Genomic DNA, 20,624 nt, shown 5'->3' with positions numbered 1-20,624 from the left:
GGTAGTGGCCGAGCCCGCGCGGCTCAGGCGGAGGTCACGGAGCCGAGGCGCGGGAAGGGGCGGTGGAGAAGACGATCTCCACCGCCACTTCGAAATACGCGGCGATGCGCAGTGCCAGGTGCAGGCTCGGGCGGTATTCGCCGCGCTCGAGATAGCCGATCGCCTGTGGCGCACACCGAGCGCCTCGGCAAGTTTCCTGCGGGAAATGCCGCGCTCGGCGCGCAACATGGCGATCCGGTGGTAGATGACTTCAGTAGGCACGCGCCGATCGGTTGTGATCCGCAAAAAGTCACCGCTCGATTGCCGTGAGCTTATGCCGTAGCTCCCGTTCGGATGGTGAAAGATATTGGATAGCACCACTACAAACGGCAAGCGCATTGTTCACCCGCGCTCAGCAAACCGGAGCCTCTGAATCGAACAGTTACACCGTTTCCCGGACAGGCGCTGCTCGCCCACGCATTCCTGGTCGCGACCACCCATCTCGACCGATAATCCGACCGAGCACCGGATAGGCTGATTCCTGTGGCCACCAACGAATTACGACAATTGCTCTGCCCTGCTCGCGCCGGTAGCCCACACCTCGGCCAGTCCAGATGGCGGCGCGCCCACCAGGCCGCCGCACGAGTCCAGCCACTCCCGAAACCAGGACCGACAAGGATGAAAGCCGAACTTACAGTCGCAGTATCAGTTCGTGAACGTTGGAATAGAAACCCCATCACAAACATTCAGGAACTGGACTAACGCTAGGGACGAATCCGCACTTCATTGCGTACTTTACGAACCAAGTCCACGGCAACTGCGATGGAGGCAACAATGACAAGGACAAGCACAAACGGGGTCTTCGTACTTCGAGCTATCTCGATACCCGCAACGATCAAGGCCGCGAGAGTAATTACACTGAGAAATAATGAGATTCGCTTCATCGTGCCCACTCCAGCTCCACGCTCGGGCCTTGTGCCGCCCAGGCCACTCAGGTCCGGCTAGTGTATCTCACGCCACCTCGACCTTATACACCCTGGCCTGCGACGGACAGGGGACGCTCTTACTGCGATCATTGATTGAATAGCATGACGCCCTGCTGGGATGTCGATAATTTGACCGTTTTTCAGCATCGCGCATTGATCGAATATCACTGCGGTTGCAGAGCTTGCACCCAGCACAATGGCGGCTGCACCGACGCCCGTGGTGGCGGCAGGTGCGCTCGCAGCGTCTGCTCCCAGCGCCAAATACCCTGCGGCGCAACCCCGCGGAGTTGGCTGATCAGTTGCTGCCGTCGCTGTCGAACCGACGGCGACGCCGGCGAGTACAATCATGCTTGCGGCGAAAGCCTTGCGAAATGGTTCATTTCGAGTTCCTATCTGTGGGTTCTGGTGCTAGCTGCATGTGTGCAGCTCCGGGTGTCGGGGAGTTGCAGCTCCCCGACACCCGGCCTTTGCGCACGCCGGTTGCCGACGTTCACGTAATGCGGTGGTCAACCAGGCTCTGCGCTGATCGAACACCGGGATGTGTTGTGTTCTATAAGGTTTGACGCTGCCAGGCCGGAAACGGTTCCATCGATCTCGAAACTTTTCGGAAGGGTCCAACGCGGGCAGGGCAGGTCCGACAGCGCGCTTGCGAGCAGCGGGTCGGCCGGTGCTGTCGTTTGCTGATTGCAGGGACGCCGCAGCGGCGTACATCGATCGAATCCCTGCGGAGCGCTGGCTGATCCTCTCTCCTGACCAGCGGGCTCCGCGGGTTCCTACGTCGGTTGAGTGAAACGACGTGAGTGACGTTCAATCCGAGTCCGGTCCGCCGGCACGCCCGCTGGCCGAGCATTCTGCCCAGCCTCGAGACCTACTGGAAACGGTGCGGCACTGCCGGAAGCGAAGACGTAGCGTGCTGTGATCAGTTCTGGAGATGGTCGACGGCGATCTGTGCACCGATTCGCTCCAGCAGCGGTGCCGCCTCAGCCATCGACCGAGCGCTGTCGGGTTCCAGGTCGACAAGGCAATAGCAGGCCGTGAAGCCGCCCGCGCGGATCTCGGTCGGAGTCAGCAGCGTGCGACCCACCGCGGCGACCGTGGGGACGCCGGCTTTGCGCGCGGCTTCGCAGACACCGATCGGGGCCTTGCCATGCAAACTCTGGGGATCGAGGCAGCCCTCACCGGTGACGACGAGGGTCGCGCCGTCGAGGCGGGCCGGGAAATCGAGCAGCTCCAGTATGACCTCGATGCCGCTGCGGACCTGAGCGCCGAGCACGGCCAGGGCGCCGAATCCGGTTCCGCCCGCAGCGCCAGCGCCAGGATGGTCGGCGCACTCCGCGCCGACGATGGTCGCCCAATTGTTCAGTGCCGCTTCGAGAATCGAAAGATCGGTGACGGTCGCACCCTTTTGTGGCGCATACACCGCGACTGCGCCGGTCGGGCCGAGTAGCGGATTGTCGACATCACAGGCCAAGGTGAATTCGGTGGCGGCGATGCGGGGATGCAATCCGGATCGGTCCAGCCGTGCCGCGTGGGCCAAAGCTGCTCCGCCGGTCGGTAATTCGTATCCGTCACGGTCGAGTACCTTGGCCCCGAGCGATCGCAGCATGCCCGCTCCGCCGTCGGTCGACGCGCTGCCGCCGAGACCGAGCACGATATTCGTGACGCCTCGGTCCAGGGCGTGTGCGAGGACAACACCGAGCCCTTCGGTACTCGCGCCAAGCGGATCGAGCTGTCCGCCAGGCAGTTTCACCAATCCGACGGCGGCGGCGAGTTCGATGACCGCGGTCGCGCCGCGCACCGCGTAGGGCGCGGTCGATGATGCACCGGTCGGGCCCGGTGCGGCCACCTCGATGCGTTCCCAACCGGCTGCTACGAAGGCATCGACGGTGCCGTCGCCACCGTCGGCGACCGGGACCTGTTGGATCTGCGCCTCCGGCGCGGCGCGGGTGATGCCCGCGGCCAACGCCGCCGCCACCTCGGGTGCGGTCAACGATCCCTTGAACTTGTCCGGGGCGATCAGCACTCGGGGCGCGGGGGGCATCTCCCTATTGTCGCCGCGCGCACCGAGCCTTCGCACGTCAACTGGTCGGCAGCGGGGCCTGATCGGCGTTGCTGATGGTGGCCTGGCCGGTACGCAGGTAGGCCATGACGGCCTCGTCGAGAACGGAGTTGCCGCGCCCGAAGGTGCCGTGATCGCCGCCTTCGACGGTGATCAACGACCCGTTGAGCGCACGGGCCATTGCCGGTCCGCCCTCGTATTTCGTCAAGGCGTCGTGCTTGCTCTGCAGCAGCAGCGGCGGGGTGCGCAGGTCCCGGCCCGCGATCGGCACCAGCTTGGTCACCGGCCGCCAGGATCCGCAGGTCATTCCGGAACGGACCATATCGGCGCGGGCGTCCATGGCATTGCCGCCGGAGGCGATGGTGCCGACCGCGGCGCCGAGCAACTCGGGCCTGCCCCGCACGGCGTTCTCGTTGCAGGTAATGGCGGCGAAGACGAAGCGGCCGGTGGGATCGGTGCTGGTCGCACCTTCGATCGCGCGCAACTGCGCCACGTTGGCCGGATCGGCCTTCGCATCGGCCATCGCCTTGGCGAAGACCGGCCAGAAGGTGCGGGTGTAGGTGGCGACCGCGGTCGCGCCGACCAGTGGCACCTGCGCGGAAGCACCGCCGGAAATCAAGGTGCGCAACAGATTCTGCACCTTGCCCGCCTGCTCCATGCTGCCGTTGAAGCCGTCCCGAGCGATCTCGGCGAGCGGCTCCGGCAGCCTGCCCGGCAGATCGGAGACGCTCGCGGGCGGCGGGGTCAGGTTGGCGTACCAGCCGCCGCCCTGGTCTGCGACCTGCCGCACCCAGTTCTGATAGACCTGGAAGGCGGTGTCGCCGAGGCGGTACTGGCCGTTGTGCTCGGCGATCCAGGTGAACAAATCGTCGAGGCGCTGCTTGCCCGCCACCTGTTGCTGGGCGAATTCCTCGGTCCACACCCAGTCGGGATTGACGTTGGAGTCCAACACCATCCGATCGACGTGCGCGGGAAACAGCGAAGCGTAGACCGCGCCGAGGTAGGTGCCGTAGGAGACGCCGAGGTAGCTGATTCGTTCCACTCCGAGCGCCGCGCGCACCTCGTCCAGGTCGCGTGCTGTGCTCTCGGTGGTGATGGTGTCCAGGTAACCGGGCAGTGCGGCGTCGCAGGCCTTCTTGATGGCGTCACGACTTCCACCGCCGAGCGAAACCTGCTCACCCTCAGCAGCATTCGAGTCGGCGGGGCAGCGAAGGGGCGTGGCCCAGCGCAGGCCGCGCGGCTGCACGGCGACGCGGTCGTAGTGGGCGTTGAGCTCGGCGGGCAGTGTATCGAGCCGCCGCGCCCAATAATCCAGCGTGTCCGCGCCGGGCCCACCGGGGTTGGCCATGATGACGCCGCGGCGCTCCTGCGTCGCCGCGATCCGGCTGACGGTCAGTTCGATCCGCGGCCCGTCCGGGTCCGTGTAGTTCATCGGCACCGAGACGACGGCACAGTGCACACCGCGCTCCGGCATGACCGATCCATCCGGGCACGCCCCGAAGGCTGCGGCGGGCGCGGCGTCGGCGAGCCCCGTCGCGATCGATCCGCCGAGCAGGCTCGCCGCGATCAGAGCGGCCACCACTCGCGAAATACGCAGTGTCCTCATCATTTTTCGTACCTCCGCCGAGCCGCCGCTCCTGGCGGAGCGTCCTGCGCGACCAAGAGCATTCTGCCAGTCCGGGCCCGGCAGACAAGTCGAGGGCGAGATTTCACCAGGCGAGTGGTGCGAAACATGGTGATTCGGGCGCATCAGAGTAGCGTCGAGCCATGTCCACTGAGGTCCGTAACAACACGGCACTGGAACGCTACGAGATCTATATCGACGGCGCCATCGCCGGTTACGCCGAATACCAGGACACCGCTTCCGAACGTGCGTTCGTGCACACCGAGATCTATCCTCGGCATGAGGGCCAGGGCTACGGCCGCGCGCTGATCGAGGCCGCGTTGCGTAACACCCATGAAGAGGGCTTCGGTGCCTTGCCGATGTGCCCGATGGTGCATCACTTCATCGAAACCCGACCCGAGTTTCTGGTGATGGTGCCGCACTGGGCGCGTGAACGACTCGGATTGCCTCAGTAGGCGGCAACGGCGCCATCGAGCGCCCGCTGGAGATCTGTGTGCACCAGCCGGGCGATCTCCGCGGGACGGGCGGGCAGCTCGGTGATCGGCAACCCGAAGTAGAAACTGGCCGACTTGGCCTCCTCTTTGGTGACCGCAATGCTGGGATCCGGTCGCGTTCCGTAGCTCAGACCCATGCTGACCAGCGCGGGCACGGCCCCGAGCTTCATCGCGCGGAATGCGATGTGCCCGATCCCGCTGCCGACCGCCTGCACTTGGGTCTGGTCGACGTCATTGCAGGTGCCTTCGGGAAAGACGGCGATACCGTCGCCGGCCGCCATCCGTTCGGCGCAGATATCTATCATGCGCTGACCGGCCGCATTCACCGCCCGCAGGCCGTGATCCTTGCCGCGGAACACCGGGATCCCGCCCATCATGTCGATCTTGCGGCGCTGGTCGGAATCGAGGAAGAGCTCGTCTTTGGCCAACACTCGCACCCGGCCGATCACCCGGCGCAGTTCGCTGCGCCATGCCGCGGCAGCGACGGTGTAGGGATCGGATTCCGAGAGATGGTTGATCGCCACGAGCAACGGCCGGCCCTGGGCGATCAGGTCGTGCAGCAGCTCACGCGCACCATCGGCGTAGGCGACCCGAGGATGGTATCGACGCCCGAGTAGTGCGTAAGCGCCCCAAGCTTTGAAGCGGTTCTGGCGGTGATCGCGATAGAAGTCGTACACAGCATCCGCATTGTCGAGGAGAACCTCGGGTCGTTCCATGTGGCCGACTCTAGTGCCACTGCCGGATCGGAGTCCCTCGCCAGTCCCACCGGGCTCAACGATGGCAAGATAGCCGCCTGACCCCACTGCCGGACGCAGTCCCTCGCCAGCCCACCGGACCCAACGAAGGCAAGATAGCCGCCTGACGCGTGCTCGTTGCACTCCCCGTTGCCTCCTACCCGGCGGCAACCGCCTGTGTTCCCGGAATCGGGCACCCCTCTTGACCGACGAATGGTCCGCGCCAGTGCGATGATGGCGGAGTGGCACGCGCAGATGACCCGGATGAGAGGCAGACTCGCGGCGGGCACGGCGACCGAAAGCGGCGCGACACCGGGCACGGCGAGCAGGTCGTTCGTGCGGGCACTCTGCTGGTCTCGGCGACCGAACTCGTCGAGCCGACCTTCCGGCGCACCGTCGTCTACATCATCGAACACAACGAGGCGGGCAGCTTGGGCGTCGTGCTCAATCGCCCGAGCGATACCGCGGTGCACGACGTGCTTCCCAAATGGACCGATGCCGCGGCGACGCCACGCACCCTGTTCATCGGCGGCCCGGTCAAGCGGGACGCGGCGCTGTGTCTAGGCACGGTCCGAGTAGGCGCCTCGATCGAGGGGGTGCGTGGACTGCGCCGGGTCGACGGTCGGGTGGTACTGGTCGATCTCGACGCGGACCCCGAGCAGATCGGCCCGCTGATCGAGGGCCTGCGAATTTTCGCCGGCTACGCGGGCTGGACCTTCGGACAGCTGGAGGGCGAACTGGACAACGACGACTGGATCGTGCTTTCGGCACTGCCCTCGGACCCGATCAGTACCGGCCGCCCGGACCTGTGGGCCCACGTGCTGCGCCGCCAGCCACTGCCCCTTTCACTGCTGGCCACGCACCCGATCGAACTAGAGCGCAATTGATATGCGCCCTCGCGTTGAACCAAGAACCCGGCCTGTGTCGTGGGTTGAGCGGAGGTGACAAATGCCCGACGACCAGGCCGAACTGCTGCGAGTGCTGTATCAGGAGCACGCGTCGGCACTGTGGAGATACACGCTCGGTCTGGTTCGAGACCCAGGCCGGGCCGAGGACATCGTGCAGGAAACGTTGTTGCGGGCATGGCAACGACCGAACGTGCTGGATCAGTCGACAATGTCGGCGCGCGCGTGGTTGTTCACCGTTGCCAGGAATCTCGCCGTGGATGAACACCGCAGCGCACGCAATCGCCGTGAGTTCCGCACCGACAACCCGCCTGAGCAGGCCGCGCCGGACCAGGCCGATCGCGCCTTGGACGGGTGGCTGGTCGCGGACGCATTGGCCAGGCTCAGCGCCGATCATCGTGAAGTGATCGTGCGTGCCTACTACCGAGGGCTTTCCACCCACCAGATCGCTGCGGAACTCGACATTCCCGCGGGAACGGTGAAATCCCGGATGCATTACGGGATGCGGGCACTACGGCTGGCACTACAGGAGATGGGGGTGACGAACCAATGACGGATACCGCGCACGACTACACCACGTGGGATGCGCCTTATGTGCTCGGCTCCCTGACCAGGACCGAGCGCAGGGAATACGAGGACCATCTCGCCGGCTGCCCGGCCTGCCAGGCCTCTGTTGCCGATCTTGCCGGTGTGCCGGGAATGCTCGCCCTCGTCGATACCGAGATCGCGCTCACGATGATCGCGGCACCGGAGGCCGCTGCGCCGGAGTCGAACCCACCGGTGCCCGAGTTGCTGCCCAGGCTCGCGGACGCGGAGCGTCGGCGTCGCAGGCGCGGCCGGTGGGCCTCCGTCGGCGCCGCGGTGGCCGCGGCCGCCGCGGCGGTGGCCATCGCGGTCCCGGTGGTCTACACCGTCGCCTCTTCGGACAACCCGACGACCACCACCGAACAGGTTGTGGCGGAGCGCAGCATGCAGCCGTTGCAGCCGACGCCGATCTCGGCCAGCTTCAAACTCGTTGCCGCCGAAGGCAGGACCCGCATCATCATGACGTGCAGCTACGGTGCGAGCGACCAGAGATACACCTGGAAGTATGCCCTGTTCGTCCTCGGCAGCGACGGCAAGCAGACCGAACTCGGCCAGTGGCCCGCCGGACCCGGCACCGAACTGACCATCGACCGCACCCTCGACGCGGCCCCGGACCAGGTCGGCAGTGTGGAGATCAGATCCGTCGCCACCGGTGAGCGACTGCTCGTCGGCACGGTCTGACAACGCACCGATCCCCCACCGGCAGCGGCGGGGGATCGGTAGTGACCGAGTCGAATTCAGCGGCAGAACTCAGCGGGTCTGCTTGCGGAAGACCGAGGTCGACCAGAGGTAGCCGACCAGCGCGAGACCGAAGCACCAGGCGACCGAGACAATGCCGTTGTTGCCGATCTCGGTGCCCATGAGCAGTCCGCGCACGGTCTCGGTGATCGGTGTGAACGGCTGATACTCGGCGAACTGGCGCATACCGACCGGCATGGTGTCGGTGCCGACCAGGCCGCTGCCGAGGAATGGCAGCATGATCAGCGGAAAGGGCATATTGCTCGCACTCTCCGGACTCGACGCGACCAGGCCCATCCCCACCGCGAGCCAGATCAGCGCGAAGGTCAACATGGCGAGCAGCGCGAACGCGACGATCCATTCGACGGCATTCGCCGACGGCCGGAACCCGATGAGCACCGCGAACCCGACCATGGCCACGATGCCGAGCATGGCCTGGATCAATGCGCCGATCACATGCCCGGTCAGCATCGAAGACGGTGCGATCGCCATGACGCGAAATCTGTTGACGATGCCCTTGGTGGTGTCGGTGGCGATGGACACCGCCACCGATGCCGTGATGTAGGCCGGAATCATCAACAGCATGCCCGGGGCAAGGTAGTCGATGTACTTACCGCCCGAGGACTTCTCCAGTGCGCCACCGAATACGAAATTGAAGACCGACAACAGGACGATCGGCATGATGATGACGCTGAAGGTCAGGCTCGGGTAGCGCCTGGCATGCAGCAGGTTGCGCCGCAACATCGTTGCCGAGTCTGTCAGTGCAAGGGACATGGTGGTCATCGCGCGGTCTCCTTTTCCGGAGCGGGTTGGCCGGTGAGGGTGAGGAAAACGTCATCGAGGTTCGGGGTGTGCACCGAAAGCCCGTCGACGACGATCTGTTCGAGGTCGAGGCGGTCGAGCACCGCGCGCAGCGACTTGACGCCGCCGTCACTGGGCACCAACAGCGTGTGGTCGTCATCCCCGGCATCCTCGACAACACGCGCGGTGGGCCCGAGTACGCGAGCGGCGGTGTCGAGTCCGAACCGGTCGGCGAATTCCAGCCGGATGTGACCGCCTGGGACCAGCCGCTTCAGTTCCGCCGCAGTGCCTTCGGCCACGATTTTGCCGTGGTCGAGGACCGCGATCCGGTCGGCGAGCTGATCGGCCTCCTCCAGGTACTGGGTGGTGAGGAAGACGGTGACGCTGAAGTCGTCGACCAGGCTGCGAATGATGTCCCACATCCCCCGCCTGCTGCGCGGATCGAGGCCGGTGGTCGGCTCGTCCAGGAAGATGATGCGTGGATCGCCGACCAGGGTCATCGCCAAATCCAGTCGCCGGGTCATCCCGCCGGAATAGGTGGCCGCGGTCTTGTCCGCAGCCTCGACGAGGTCGAAGCGTTCGAGCAGGTCCGCGGCCAGGCGCTTGCTCTCCCGTCGAGGCAGGTGATGCAGATCGCCCATCAGGATCAGGTTCTCGCGGCCGGTCAGTAGCTCGTCGACCGCGGAGAACTGCCCGGTCACACCGATCACGCCGCGCACCGCGGCGATGTCGGCCGTCAGATCGTGGCCGTCGACTCGGATCTCGCCTGCGTCGGCGCGGATGAGCGTGGTCAGGATTTGCACCGTGGTGGTCTTGCCCGCTCCGTTGGGACCGAGCATGGAGTACACCGTCCCCTGCGGGACCGTGATGTCGATACCGTCGAGCACCACGTGCTCGCCGAACGATTTACGCAGACCCAGCGCCGAAATGGCGGGGGGGCGGTGACCATTCGTCATGGCCTTCCTTTCCCAATAATTCATGAATCAATGCGAATGCGAGCATGTTTCCTCGCCACCGCTCCCGGGGATCCGGGGCGGCGAAATGCCGGTCGAGTGCGTTGTATTGTGTTGTTCTCGCGCGGGATTCGGCTAGATATCGAGCTCCTCGACCGGTGGACGGTCTGCGATATCCGCCACCCGCTCATACAGCTTGTCCGGGATCTTCCCCTTCAACTCGCCGAGAGTGTCGACGATCTCCAAGATGAAATCACCCCAATCCTGATCGCCGACGCCGAGCATGCGACGCCAGTTCGTCAGATCCTTGAGCCAGTTCTTGTGAGCCTCCGGATACTCATCCCAGTTCGAATACTGGGCATGCATGACGAACTTGCCCTTCCTGCTGCGAAAGACCTGGACGTGCTCGATGCGCTGCTCGTTGACATCGCGCCATTCGCCCAGCAGCGCGCCGGCGAATCGGACCTGGCGTACACCGTTGTGGCCGACCCGCAGAACCACTTCGTCGTAGCCCTCCAGCCTGCCCTCTTCCAGCTCGATGAACCGGCGCAGCGCCGTGGTCACCGCCCCCGAAAGATTGCCGCCGACCAACTCCTGCGCTCGCTGGAACAGCGCTAGATCGTCATCGGAAACATAGATCGTCTTGTTGGGCATGGTTCGACTATACGTAGATGTATACGTACACGCAAGACCGCGTGTCCCCCCGGCGATTCCCCCCACGCGACCCGCCAATCTACATCTTGCGCGATGTATTGAACCGCGGGCCGACCCCAGTCGTATCTCAGGTGTACGCGATATGTGATCACCGTGTGTGCTGCACATTCCGGTCGCCGCGAAAAGGAGTGTCGAATGCCCGGCAGGGTAGTGGATTATCTGGTACAAGCGGTTTCGACCCTAGGAGTACGACACATCTTCGGAGTCGACGGCGCGAACATCGAAGACCTGTACGACGCCATTTTCGATGCGCCGTACGACGTCACCGGCGTGGTCGCCAAGCACGAATTCTCCGCGGCGACGATGGCCGACGGCTACGCTCGCTCCACCAGCGGGCTCGGCGTCGTCTGCGCGACATCAGGCGGTGGCGCAATGAATCTCGTTGCCGGGCTTGCTGAATCGTTCGCCTCCCGAGTTCCGGTACTGGCTCTGGTCGGCCAGCCACCGACCGGCCTGGAGGGCAACGGCGCGTTCCAGGACACCAGCGGGCACGCGGGCACCATCAATGCGGTCCGGATGTTCAGCGAGATCAGCCAGTACTGCGTACGCGTCCAGACCGGCGCCGACCTCCCCGACCAGCTCACCAGAGCAGTCGGCGCCGCCCGGCGCGGCGGGCCTGCGGTCCTCCTGCTGCCCAAAGACGTGCAGCAGTCGAGCATGGACGGCACCCCGCCGTTCCGGTGGGAACCACAAGGACTGCGCGGCGACCAGCACGGCATTGCCAGAGTGCACACCGCGCTGACCACGGCGCGGCGGACCGGGAAGATAGTGATCATCGCGGGCGATCAGGTGGCGCGCGACGATGCCCGCGGCGAACTCGCTTGGCTGGCAACGACATTGGATGCAGCCGTCGGTGTCGCACCGGATGCCAAGGATGTCTACGACAACACCGATGCCGGGTTCTGCGGTGTCGCTGGAAGCATGGGGCATCCGGAGCTCGCCGCGGCGATCCGCTCGGCGGCGCTGTGCCTGCTGATCGGCACTCCGATGCCGATTACCGCGCGCACCGGATTGGACCAGCTGCTCCAAGACTGTCCCGTGGCGAGCATCGGCGTCAGCGCGCCACATCTGCCCGCGATCCATGCCACCAGCACCGACCTGGCCGGCACGCTGGCGGAACTCGCGGACATGTTCGCCGCCGTCGCGGCGACCGCCGACGGAGCACGCACCCCCGCGAACCCGCCGACACCGCTGCAGGTTCCCGAGGCGAGCGGACCTGGCCTGCGCTACCGAGAGCTCGTCGAGACGATCGACGCGGCACTGCCGGAAGGCACCGACGTCTTCGCCGACGCAGGCAACACCGGCGCCGCGGTGGTGCACCACCTGCGGGTGCCGCGCGGCGGCCGGTTCGTCGTCGCCCTCGGTATGGGCGGCATGGGCTATGCCTTCGGCGCGGGCATCGGCTCGGCCTTCGCCCGCCATCACGGACCGGACGGACCGAGACGAACGGTCGTTATCGCAGGCGACGGCGCGTTCTTCATGCACGGCATGGAGCTACACACCGCGGTCGAGCACGCACTGCCGGTCACCTTCATCGTCCTCAACAACAACGCACACGCCATGTGCGTCACCCGCGAGCAGCTCTACTACCGGGATCGCTACAGCTTCAACAGATTCCAGCCGACCCATATCGGAGCAGGCATCGCCGCCATGTTCCCCGACCTGCCCGCCTACTCGGTGCGGACACCGCAAGAACTGGCCGCCGCACTGGGGCCGTGCACCGAAATCGAAGGCCCGTCGTTCATTTCGATCGACTGCGACCCCGACGAAGTTCCGCCCTTCATTCCGTTCTTGTCCACCCTGGAAACCGCTAGGAGCACACCTTGACCACCAGCGCCCTGCCCGCACTCAGCGATATCCCGGAGGAAGTCATCCCCGGCGTTCTGCGAATCGAGAACTCCGACAAGGACGCGACCACGCCGATCATCATGGATATGCTGCGGTCGGTCTATCCACACGATCAGATCTTCGGTGAATACTGCCCGGTGCAGGCGTATATCGCGGCACCACCGCACGAGGTATTCGAGTACCTCGCCGACACCAGGTCACTGGAAGAATGGACCTACAGCCTGCGCGGGTTCGTCGAGACCGAGGAACCCGGCCTGTGGCTGGCCTATGACCGCCTCGGTGACGCCACCAAGATCTTCACGCGCACCGTTGCGCATCGCGACGGTATGACCGTCGATTACCACTGCGCCTGGGACCAGGGCCAGCACCTGTGGATGGTCTATCTGCTTCGGGTGATCGACGCGCAGGTGGTGTTCAACAAGCCGGGTTCGGTGGTCCTGTGGGTCAACTGCAAGCACCCCTTCTATGACGAAAATCCCTATCCCGAAACCGCGCCTGCCAAGCGCCCGGTGTGGGTCGGCGATTTCTGGGAGATGTTCTCCGCGGGGCATCAGCTGGAAATGGACAACCTCAAGGCGATCTGCGAGTACCGCGCGGCCAACGGCCTGCCCATCAAGCCCGACTGGATGAAGTGAGACATGCCGATGGCAATCGCGAGCACCAACCAACTCGACCCTGACGCCCCCCGACTGCCGACGGTCAGTCTGGTGGATGTGGCCAGCTACCTGCCCGGCGATCCGGTCGGCACCGAATACTTCACGCAGTTCAGCCGCTCGGACCGGATGGCGAAGAATGTCATGTTCCGTTCTCCCAAGGCTCGCCATCACGTGGACCGGGACGAGACGGCGGTGGACATGGTCGAGCGCGCCGTCACGCCGCTGATCGAACGCCATGGCGCACAATTGCTTTCGAACATCGACGTGCTGATCACACACACTCAGCTGCCGGACAACCCGGTCATGGGGTGTGGGCCGGAAGTGGCGCGCAGGCTCGGCGCGCGCCCGGGATTCGTCTACGACGTGCACAACGGCGGCTGCGCGGCCTTTGTGCACATGATGGCGATGGCGCGAATGATCCTGCAAACCACCGACGCGCGCACCGCCCTCATCGCGGCCACGCAGAACTGTGCGGGTCCGGTGTTCACTCAGCCCGATATCCGCAAGCTCGCGCAGGCCCCGGTACCGGGCGACGGATGTGGCGTCGGACTGCTGGTGAAGGACGACAGTGCGCCGATCCTCGACATCGAATGCCGCACCTATCCCGAGTTCGCCGGGGATATGTCGTTCTCGACCAATGGCGATCGCAAGTACTGGGAGCCGGGCGAAGGCCAAGGCTGCGTCAGCTTCACCGAATCGAAGATCACCAAGGTGTTCGCGCGCGGCAACCGCCTGGTGCCCGAGGTGGCGCTTGCGGTGTGCGATCGAATCGGTGTGAAGGGGCGCGATATCGATACTTTCGTCACCAATCAACCGAACCGGCTGTTCCTGCGCAACTGGCACGACGCGCTCGAGCTGCCTGCTGAACGCCACCCCGACACCTTCGATCAGTGCGGAAACCTGTTCGCCGCCGGCATTCCGGTCACCCTCGATGCGGAGAACCGGGCGGGCAGGCTGCGTAACGGATCGGTGGTACTGATGTCAGCGTTCGCGCATGCGGGCGACTTCGCGGGCGCGGCAGCGGTGCGCTGGGGCGCGGCGCGATGACCGTGGAACTGGCCGACGACACGTTGCCGTCGCGACAACACCACCCGGAGCGGGTACTACCTCGATTCGATCTGAGCTTGAGCGAGAATCCCTTCCCGCCACTGCCTTCGGTGTTGTCGGCGGTGAACGACGTACTCGCGCACGCCAATCGATATCCGGAGTTCTTGCCGCTGCGGTTGCCGAAATTGATCGCCGACCACGTCGGCGTGCACTCCGACCAGGTCGTCGTCGGTTCGGGTGCGACGGGGGTGGCCATGCAGATCATCCAGGCGCTGACCACACCGGGCGCCGGGATCGTCTACGGATCGCCGACCTTCGACGGCTATCCGATCATGGCCGAGATGGCCGCGCTCGACGTCGTCCCAGTGCCGCTGGACGCGGGTGGCAACCAGGATCTGCCCGCCATCGCACGGGCCGTCGACAAACGGACCGGGCTGGTGGTGGTGTGCAGGCCGCACAATCCGACCGGCACCGTGATTCCGAGCAGGCTGTTGCAGACGTTCCTGCGCGCCGTGCCGCAGCGGGTGCCGGTGATCCTCGACGAGGCGTATGTCGAATTCTTGGGCCGCGCCGATCAGATCGACAGTGTCGCGCTACTGCGCAAGCACCCGAATCTGCTGGTGCTGCGCACCTTCTCGAAAGCGTACGGGCTGGCGGGTCTGCGCATCGGATACGTGTTCGGGAGCCGGGAGCTGATCGGCCGAGTGCGCAGGCTACAGCTGCCGTTCGGAGTGGGTTCGGCGGCGGTGGCCGCGGTAGCCGCGTCCTACGCCGCCGAACCCGAACTCACCACGCGCATCGTGCGCATCACCGCCGAGCGGGAAGCGCTGCGGAACGCGTTGTGCCTGCGTGGGGTCGCGGTGCCACGCAGCCACGCCAATTTCCTGTATTTACCAGGTCCCGGTGTCGCGACGACGTTGCGCCGGGCAGGCATCGCCGCGAAGTCCTATCCCAATGGGAGCGCCCGCATCGCGGTCGGGGATCCCGAAGCAGACAACGCCGTCTTGCAAGCTTTCCAGCCGCGCGGGGCATGCGCTCCGATACCGGAGGCTTCGTAGTAGAGCCAGACCACGTAGACCGTAGTAACCAGATCACATAGGCCGCCCTTGCGCAGCGCCGCGCAAAGGCGGCCGTTGCGTTGGGAACCGACAGCGCCGCTCGAACAGCCGCGGATGGTTCGATGGAGCTGTGATGATCCGGCGTGATCGCGGCCTGCGCCCGAATGCGGCACCGGCCCACGGCACGGCCAGCCGGGTGCTGGCTCGTTTCACCCTCGGCCGGCACGAGCTCATCGCGCGTCAGACCGTCATCGAGCCCGGTGGCACCAGCGGCTGGCACTATCACGACGGCACCCTGGTCGTCTTCGTCGCGCGCGGCACCCTCGACCATCCTTACGCGGACTGCGCGCCGGTCACCTATCGACGAGGCCGGCTGTTCAGAGAGCCCCGTGGCCCTGGCCATCCCCATGTTGCCCGCAATCGTGGGACCACTCCGGTCACCCTTTTCGTGCTCTATCTCAATCCGGCGGGCAGTCCGCTCGCACACAGCGTGCCCCCGCCCGGATGCGCCGACTGAGCAGGCCGCCGCGCTCAGCACGAGGCGGTGCACATCACAAGGAAGGCTTCGCGGCAGCGCCGGAACGGGACCGCGCCGAAAGTGCGATCGCGGATATTCGGCCGGATGCGCCCGACGATCAGCCCGCGGGCAAGCAGGCGTCGCGCAGCGAGCACGCGCCGCAGGACTGGCCACAACCGCCGACTTCCTCGGCGGGAACCAGCTCGGCTACGGCCTGCGCAGCGGCATTGGCACCCGCACCGAGGGTGAAGAGCGCGACGACGGCAGTGCCGGCGGCCACGATGAGCGCCGGGACGGTGCCTGCCGCCATGGCGACGAGACCACCGGCGAAGAGCAGGGCACCTGCCGCCACGGAGGTGGGCGCCGCGACACGGTTGGCGATGCGGAAAGTCTCTTCGTCGTGGAGAGCGGCTTCGGTATGCACCCCGACGACGCGATTGCGCGGGAGCTTGCCGGTCAGTCCGAGCACGCCGGTTGCGATGGCCACCAGGGCCAGCACGAACAGGACAAGAGCGACGACGAACACCCGAGAAGGCTATCGCACTGCCATCCAGTAGCGGCGGGCCGCTCCCCTGCAACTGTCCAGCACCCGGCGCTACACCACCCCGGACAGGCGCATTCCACATTGCCACCCCGCAGCCGGTCAGCACAGCAACCACCCGAGACCACCGAGTGCCCAAGCTCCGTGCCGACCGATGGGAATGTCCGGAAACCGCTGCAGCACAAGAGCACCAACGCGTCCGGCGCAACGCCGCGCGGCGCACCGGATACCGCGGCGGGAATCCCGGTCCGGCCCGATTTTCGGTCCTGCGACCCGGACGTTCTACCCTGATAGACGTAGTTATGTCGGGGATCGGCGAATAAGAAGGCAGGACCGTGCAGGACACTCGTGCAACCGAAAGCGCTGTACCGGAGCACAGGTATAACGCTGGCCTCGCCGTCCGCATCGAGGATCGGTGGCAGCGGATCTGGCAGGAGCGCGGAACCTTCCACGCACCGAACCCGGTCGGTCCGCTCGCGGGTACGACCCCGACGGACAAACTCTTCGTCCAAGATATGTTCCCGTACCCCTCCGGCGCGGGTCTGCACGTCGGGCATCCACTCGGCTACATCGCCACCGACGTCTTCGCGCGGTACCACCGGATGCATGGGCGCAACGTGCTGCACGCGCTCGGCTACGACGCCTTCGGCCTGCCTGCCGAGCAGTACGCGGTGCAGACCGGCGCCCATCCGCGGGTGACGACCGAGTCCAACATCGCCACCATGCAGCGGCAGCTGGACCGGCTCGGGCTCGGGCACGACCGGCGGCGTACGTTCGCGACCACCGATCCGGAGTACTACCGCTGGACGCAGTGGATCTTCCTGCGCATCTACAACGCCTGGTACGACCTGGAAATGAATAGGGCCCGGCCGATCACCGAGCTCGAAGACCAGTTCGCCTCCGGTGCGCGGCCGACACCGGACGGCCGCGCATGGGAGGCGCTGAGCGGGCGCGAGCGCACGGCGCTGCTGGACTCCTATCGTCTGGTCTACCAGACCGATTCGGTGGTCAACTGGTGCCCTGGCCTGGGCACTGTGCTGTCCAACGAAGAGGTCACCGCCGAGGGGCGCAGCGAGCGCGGCAACTTCCCGGTGTTCCGTAAGCGCCTGTGGCAGTGGATGATGCGCATCACCGCCTACGCCGATCGGCTGGTCGACGATCTCGATCGGCTGGACTGGCCCGACAACGTGAAGTCCATGCAGCGCAACTGGATCGGGCGATCCCGTGGCGCGCAGGTCAAGTTCGACGCGGCGGGCGAACAGATCGAGGTCTTCACCACCAGGCCCGACACCCTGTTCGGCGCAACATATGTGGTGCTGGCCCCCGAACACGAGCTGGTCGACAAGCTGACCGCGGCCACCTGGCCCGACGGCACCGATGCGCGCTGGTCCAACGAGAGCGCGACACCCGCGGAAGCCGTAGCGGCCTACCGCAAGTCGATCGCCGCCAAGTCGGATCTCGAGCGCCAGGAGAACAAGGAGAAGACCGGCGTCTTCCTCGGCACCTACGCCACCAACCCGGCCAACGGCGCGCGAGTGCCCGTCTTCATCGCCGACTATGTGCTGAGCGGCTACGGCACCGGCGCGATCATGGCGGTACCCGGCCACGACCAGCGAGACTGGGATTTCGCCACGGCGCTCGGGCTGCCGATCGTCGAGGTCATCGCGGGCGGCGACATCACCGTCGCGGCGGTGACCGGCGACGGCGCACTGGTGAACTCCGGCTACCTCGACGGCCTGTCGGTCGAGGAGGCCAAGGCCACCATCATCGCCGAGCTGGAGACCGAAGGCCACGGCAAGGGCACCATCCAATACAAGCTGCGCGACTGGTTGTTCGCTCGGCAGCGGTACTGGGGCGAGCCGTTCCCGATCGTCTACGACGAAGACGGCGCACCGCACGCACTGCCGGAATCCATGCTGCCCGTGCAGCTTCCCGAACTCGACGACTTCGCGCCGGTCACCTTCGATCCCGACGACGCGAACTCCGAGCCGTCCCCGCCGCTGGCGAAGGCCGCCGACTGGGTCAATGTCGAACTGGATCTCGGCGATGGCCCCAAGATGTACCGGCGCGACACCAATGTCATGCCGAACTGGGCGGGCAGCTCGTGGTACCAGCTGCGCTACGCCGACCCCACCAACAGCGACGCGTTCTGCGCCAAGGAGAACGAGGAGTACTGGCTCGGTCCGCGCACCGGCGAGCACGGTGTGGACGATCCGGGCGGTGTCGACCTGTATGTCGGTGGCGTCGAACACGCGGTGCTGCACCTGCTGTATGCGCGGTTCTGGCAGAAGGTGCTCTTCGACCTGGGCGATGTGACCGGTTTCGAGCCATACCGCAGGCTGTTCAACCAGGGCTACATCCAGGCCCACGCCTACACCGACGAGCGCGGCGCCTACGTGCCGGCCGCCGAAATCACCGAACGCGATGGCAAGTTCTTCTGGACCGACCAGACCGGCACCGAGATCGAGGTGTTCCAGGAGTACGGCAAGATCGGAAAGTCGCTGAAGAACGCCATCTCTCCCGATGAGATGTGCGATCTGTACGGCGCCGATACCTTCCGCTTCTACGAGATGTCGATGGGGCCGCTCGACACTTCCCGCCCGTGGGCGACCAAGGATGTCGTCGGCGCGCACCGCTTCCTGCAACGCGTGTGGCGACTGGTGGTCGATGAGGAGACCGGTGCGCTGCGGGTCATCGACGCCGCGCCCGCCGATGAGACGCTGCGCCTTGTGCACAAGACGATCGCGGGCGTGGACGAGGATTTGGCGGCGCTGCGGGACAATACGGCAGGGGCCAAGCTCATCGAGTTGACCAACCATCTCACCAAGACCTACCCCGATGGCGCGCCGCGGTCGGCGGTGGAGCCGGTGGTGCTGATGCTGGCACCGATGGCCCCGCACATCGCGGAGGAGCTGTGGGAACGTCTCGGCCACTCCCGGTCGCTTGCCCACGGGCCCTTCCCGGTCGCCGATCCGGCACTGCTGGTCGATTCGTCGGTCGAGTACCCGATCCAGGTGAACGGCAAGGTGCGCAGCCGGATTCAGGTGCCCGCCGATGCCGACAACGCGGCCATCGAGGCGGCCGCACTCGCCGACGAGAAGATCGCCGCACTGCTGGGCGGCAATGCGCCGCGCAAGCTGATCGTGGTGCCAGGGCGTCTGGTGAACATCGTCGCTTGATCTCCGGCTCCCGCGCCGCACCGAAATTCGTTTTCGGGCGGCGCGGGAAGATCGGACGCGCAGTCGGTATCGATTGCGGTGCTCGGACCAACCGAAGTGCCGCGGCCGAATACGTTCGCCTCAGCGTGGCGGGAGCAGGACGTCGTTCAGTGTGACCAGCGCGAGGTTGCGCTCCTTGATGATGTCGACCAACTGTCCGTAGCAATGCGTGACCGCGGGCGCGTTCGCGTGACCGATGACGATGGTCTGCGGGTTGAAATACTTACGAGCACACTCGATCAGGTAGTCCTCGGTGATCACACCGGAGTCCGACAGCGAGCCGTACCACATGGTCGGTACCGTGTATCCGAGGTCCGCGGCCACCCGGTCCACCGTGCCGTTGTGCCTGCCGAACGGCGGCCGAAAGTACGGCGTTCCGTCGACCCCGAAGTTGTCGAGCAGGTAACTCTTTGCCCGATTCAGCTGGGCGGCAACGGCCGAGCCGGACAGTGTGGTCAGATCCGGATGGTCCCAGGTGTGATTGGCCAGCTGGATCTGCCCCGACTCCACCAAGGGCCGCAACGCATTCCGGTGCATGTTCCACGAGTCGTAGTAGGCGGTCACGAAGAAGGTGAACCGGGCGCCGGTGTCTCGTGCGAATTGGATGTAAGCACCGACCACTTCGGGGCTCGCACCGTCGTCGACGGTCAGCGCCATGCTGTTGCCCGGCCCGGGCAGCGCGGTGATGGTCGCGGCCGGAGTTGGCGACTTCGGTCCGCCGGGTGGCGGTGGCAACCGCGGTACGGGCGGCAGCACCGGGTTACCGCCGCCCGCGGACCCGGTAACGATGGGTTCGCCCTCCGCCACCACCCGGCTCGTCAATGCGACCACTGTCCCCGCCGCGAGCACTGCCAAAACCCGACGTCTATCCATGGTGAAACCCCTCAGCTCTGTTCGAATGCGGCATCATGCAATCTCACCGCGGGACGAACATGGAAACAGTGGGCATTTTAGGGGTCCGACATGTCCGAGAGATGAATTTCACGCATATGTATTCAAACCCGACATGATCGGTTTCAAACCCGACATGATCGACTCCGACGCCGCCCCTGCGGACTACCATGGCCTTCGTGCGTGGCCGGGTGAAATCGAAATTATGAATACGAATGGCAATAGTGTCGTCCACGCGCTCGCCATGGCCATGGATCGCCTCACCGTCGGAACCCG

Annotated in this window: 18 protein-coding genes and 1 pseudogene; 10 read left to right on the top strand and 9 right to left on the bottom strand. The window is 65.6% G+C overall.

What is annotated here, in order from left to right; translation table 11 throughout:
* Positions 1-23: 23 nt before the first annotated feature.
* From AB0M74_RS26935 to AB0M74_RS26925, 3 genes and pseudogenes are all read right to left on the bottom strand, one after another.
* Positions 24-261 (bottom strand): annotated as a pseudogene (locus AB0M74_RS26935) (helix-turn-helix transcriptional regulator).
* A gap of 1,623 nt (positions 262-1,884) precedes the next feature.
* Positions 1,885-3,006, bottom strand: a complete 1,122-nt coding sequence (locus AB0M74_RS26930) for a glycerate kinase (RefSeq protein ID WP_366529083.1) — start codon at positions 3,004-3,006, stop codon at positions 1,885-1,887.
* Between the two features lie 37 nt (positions 3,007-3,043).
* A complete protein-coding gene (locus AB0M74_RS26925; protein WP_366529082.1) occupies positions 3,044-4,633 on the bottom strand; it encodes an alpha/beta hydrolase in 1,590 nt (529 codons plus the stop codon).
* A gap of 158 nt (positions 4,634-4,791) precedes the next feature.
* On the opposite strand from AB0M74_RS26925, the gene AB0M74_RS26920 reads away from it, so the two are divergent.
* Positions 4,792-5,103, top strand: a complete 312-nt coding sequence (locus AB0M74_RS26920) for a GNAT family N-acetyltransferase (protein WP_366529081.1) — start codon at positions 4,792-4,794, stop codon at positions 5,101-5,103.
* On the opposite strand, the gene AB0M74_RS26915 is transcribed toward AB0M74_RS26920, so the two are convergent.
* Complete coding sequence (locus tag AB0M74_RS26915; RefSeq protein WP_366529080.1) at positions 5,097-5,858, bottom strand: 1-acyl-sn-glycerol-3-phosphate acyltransferase; 762 nt, start codon at positions 5,856-5,858, stop codon at positions 5,097-5,099. The genes AB0M74_RS26920 and AB0M74_RS26915 overlap by 7 nt on opposite strands.
* Before the next feature lie 260 nt (positions 5,859-6,118).
* Here AB0M74_RS26915 and AB0M74_RS26910 point away from each other — a divergent pair, with 260 nt between their 5' ends.
* From AB0M74_RS26910 to AB0M74_RS26900, 3 genes are all read left to right on the top strand, one after another.
* Complete coding sequence (locus tag AB0M74_RS26910; RefSeq protein WP_366529079.1) at positions 6,119-6,763, top strand: YqgE/AlgH family protein; 645 nt, start codon at positions 6,119-6,121, stop codon at positions 6,761-6,763.
* A 61-nt stretch (positions 6,764-6,824) separates the two neighbouring features.
* Positions 6,825-7,334, top strand: a complete 510-nt coding sequence (locus AB0M74_RS26905; RefSeq protein ID WP_366529078.1) for a sigma-70 family RNA polymerase sigma factor — start codon at positions 6,825-6,827, stop codon at positions 7,332-7,334.
* Entirely contained in the window at positions 7,331-8,047 is a 717-nt protein-coding gene (locus AB0M74_RS26900; protein WP_366529077.1) for a zf-HC2 domain-containing protein, read from the top strand. The genes AB0M74_RS26905 and AB0M74_RS26900 overlap by 4 nt, the downstream gene beginning before the upstream one ends.
* Positions 8,048-8,116: 69 nt before the next feature.
* Here AB0M74_RS26900 and AB0M74_RS26895 read toward each other — a convergent pair whose 3' ends face one another.
* The 3 genes from AB0M74_RS26895 to AB0M74_RS26885 form a co-directional block, all read right to left on the bottom strand.
* Entirely contained in the window at positions 8,117-8,887 is a 771-nt protein-coding gene (locus AB0M74_RS26895; RefSeq protein WP_366529076.1) for an ABC transporter permease, read from the bottom strand.
* The gene (locus AB0M74_RS26890) at positions 8,884-9,861 is read right to left on the bottom strand and encodes an ATP-binding cassette domain-containing protein (RefSeq protein ID WP_366529075.1); all 978 of its coding nucleotides are present in this window, start codon (positions 9,859-9,861) and stop codon (positions 8,884-8,886) included. The genes AB0M74_RS26895 and AB0M74_RS26890 overlap by 4 nt, the downstream gene beginning before the upstream one ends.
* A gap of 132 nt (positions 9,862-9,993) precedes the next feature.
* The gene (locus AB0M74_RS26885; protein ID WP_366529074.1) at positions 9,994-10,512 is read right to left on the bottom strand and encodes an EXLDI protein; all 519 of its coding nucleotides are present in this window, start codon (positions 10,510-10,512) and stop codon (positions 9,994-9,996) included.
* A 195-nt stretch (positions 10,513-10,707) separates the two neighbouring features.
* On the opposite strand from AB0M74_RS26885, the gene AB0M74_RS26880 reads away from it, so the two are divergent.
* The 5 genes from AB0M74_RS26880 (at position 10,708) to AB0M74_RS26860 (ending at position 15,698) form a co-directional block, all read left to right on the top strand.
* Positions 10,708-12,399 carry a thiamine pyrophosphate-binding protein gene (locus AB0M74_RS26880; RefSeq protein ID WP_366529073.1) on the top strand — a complete coding sequence of 564 codons (1,692 nt, stop codon included), beginning with the start codon at positions 10,708-10,710 and terminating at the stop codon, positions 12,397-12,399.
* Positions 12,396-13,055 carry an SRPBCC family protein gene (locus AB0M74_RS26875; protein WP_366529072.1) on the top strand — a complete coding sequence of 220 codons (660 nt, stop codon included), beginning with the start codon at positions 12,396-12,398 and terminating at the stop codon, positions 13,053-13,055. Before AB0M74_RS26880 ends, AB0M74_RS26875 begins: the two co-directional genes overlap by 4 nt.
* Positions 13,056-13,064: 9 nt before the next feature.
* Complete coding sequence (locus AB0M74_RS26870) at positions 13,065-14,123, top strand: 3-oxoacyl-[acyl-carrier-protein] synthase III C-terminal domain-containing protein (protein ID WP_366529071.1); 1,059 nt, start codon at positions 13,065-13,067, stop codon at positions 14,121-14,123.
* Positions 14,120-15,181: an aminotransferase class I/II-fold pyridoxal phosphate-dependent enzyme gene (locus tag AB0M74_RS26865; protein WP_366529070.1), complete on the top strand. Its 1,062-nt coding sequence runs from the start codon at positions 14,120-14,122 to the stop codon at positions 15,179-15,181. Before AB0M74_RS26870 ends, AB0M74_RS26865 begins: the two co-directional genes overlap by 4 nt.
* Before the next feature lie 133 nt (positions 15,182-15,314).
* A complete protein-coding gene (locus AB0M74_RS26860; RefSeq protein ID WP_366529069.1) occupies positions 15,315-15,698 on the top strand; it encodes a cupin domain-containing protein in 384 nt (127 codons plus the stop codon).
* Positions 15,699-15,816: 118 nt separating this feature from the next.
* Here the strand turns inward: AB0M74_RS26860 and AB0M74_RS26855 are convergent, their stop codons facing one another.
* Entirely contained in the window at positions 15,817-16,224 is a 408-nt protein-coding gene (locus AB0M74_RS26855; protein WP_366529068.1) for an SdpI family protein, read from the bottom strand.
* A gap of 350 nt (positions 16,225-16,574) precedes the next feature.
* Here AB0M74_RS26855 and leuS point away from each other — a divergent pair, with 350 nt between their 5' ends.
* Positions 16,575-19,418, top strand: a complete 2,844-nt coding sequence (leuS, locus tag AB0M74_RS26850; protein ID WP_366529067.1) for a leucine--tRNA ligase — start codon at positions 16,575-16,577, stop codon at positions 19,416-19,418.
* Positions 19,419-19,538: 120 nt separating this feature from the next.
* On the opposite strand, the gene AB0M74_RS26845 is transcribed toward leuS, so the two are convergent.
* Positions 19,539-20,330: a polysaccharide deacetylase family protein gene (locus AB0M74_RS26845; RefSeq protein ID WP_366529066.1), complete on the bottom strand. Its 792-nt coding sequence runs from the start codon at positions 20,328-20,330 to the stop codon at positions 19,539-19,541.
* Positions 20,331-20,624 lie beyond the last annotated feature (294 nt).

It is taken from the genome of Nocardia sp. NPDC051463 (assembly GCF_040681975.1).
Classification (GTDB): domain Bacteria; phylum Actinomycetota; class Actinomycetes; order Mycobacteriales; family Mycobacteriaceae; genus Nocardia.
Note: the sequence above shows the minus strand (reverse complement) of the source record. Positions and strands in the feature narration are given on the sequence as shown.

Bases quoted from the DNA above. Each gene is read 5' to 3' on its own strand.
- AB0M74_RS26930 (WP_366529083.1), bottom strand. From the start codon at position 3,006: ATGCCCCCCGCGCCCCGAGTGCTGATCGCCCCGGACAAGTTCAAGGGA.
- AB0M74_RS26925 (WP_366529082.1), bottom strand. From the start codon at position 4,633: ATGATGAGGACACTGCGTATTTCGCGAGTGGTGGCCGCTCTGATCGCG.
- AB0M74_RS26920 (WP_366529081.1), top strand. From the start codon at position 4,792: ATGTCCACTGAGGTCCGTAACAACACGGCACTGGAACGCTACGAGATC.
- AB0M74_RS26915 (WP_366529080.1), bottom strand. From the start codon at position 5,858: ATGGAACGACCCGAGGTTCTCCTCGACAATGCGGATGCTGTGTACGAC.
- AB0M74_RS26905 (WP_366529078.1), top strand. From the start codon at position 6,825: ATGCCCGACGACCAGGCCGAACTGCTGCGAGTGCTGTATCAGGAGCAC.
- AB0M74_RS26900 (WP_366529077.1), top strand. From the start codon at position 7,331: ATGACGGATACCGCGCACGACTACACCACGTGGGATGCGCCTTATGTG.
- AB0M74_RS26895 (WP_366529076.1), bottom strand. From the start codon at position 8,887: ATGACCACCATGTCCCTTGCACTGACAGACTCGGCAACGATGTTGCGG.
- AB0M74_RS26890 (WP_366529075.1), bottom strand. From the start codon at position 9,861: ATGACGAATGGTCACCGCCCCCCCGCCATTTCGGCGCTGGGTCTGCGT.
- AB0M74_RS26885 (WP_366529074.1), bottom strand. From the start codon at position 10,512: ATGCCCAACAAGACGATCTATGTTTCCGATGACGATCTAGCGCTGTTC.
- AB0M74_RS26880 (WP_366529073.1), top strand. From the start codon at position 10,708: ATGCCCGGCAGGGTAGTGGATTATCTGGTACAAGCGGTTTCGACCCTA.
- AB0M74_RS26870 (WP_366529071.1), top strand. From the start codon at position 13,065: ATGGCAATCGCGAGCACCAACCAACTCGACCCTGACGCCCCCCGACTG.
- AB0M74_RS26865 (WP_366529070.1), top strand. From the start codon at position 14,120: ATGACCGTGGAACTGGCCGACGACACGTTGCCGTCGCGACAACACCAC.
- AB0M74_RS26860 (WP_366529069.1), top strand. From the start codon at position 15,315: ATGATCCGGCGTGATCGCGGCCTGCGCCCGAATGCGGCACCGGCCCAC.
- AB0M74_RS26845 (WP_366529066.1), bottom strand. From the start codon at position 20,330: ATGGATAGACGTCGGGTTTTGGCAGTGCTCGCGGCGGGGACAGTGGTC.